General features: G+C 73.2%; 1 pseudogene. It reads right to left on the bottom strand.

What is annotated here, in order from left to right:
- Nucleotides 1–146, bottom strand: a pseudogene (locus G3I65_RS58900) (serine/threonine protein phosphatase); the annotation flags it as partial.
- Nucleotides 147–224: the final 78 nt, after the last annotated feature.

Here is a 224-nt window from a genome sequence, read left to right on the forward strand (position 1 = left end):
TCGTCGCCGACCCCGTCGGCGAGCGCGAAGACGACACCGGGCCCACCGGCGGCGGCGTAGGCCCCGACGGCGTCGGCGTTGAGCGAGCGGGGGCCCTGCGCACTCGCGGTGTGCCAGCGCGGGTACCCCGGACGGGTGGTGATCATCGCGGCCTCCTCATCCCCTCTGACCACCATGATCCGCGCCGAACCTGTGGGCCGTCTGAGACTTTGCGTCGCGGTTCC

The organism is Amycolatopsis sp. SID8362 (assembly GCF_010550475.1).
GTDB classification, from domain to species: Bacteria; Actinomycetota; Actinomycetes; order Mycobacteriales; family Pseudonocardiaceae; genus Amycolatopsis; species Amycolatopsis eburnea.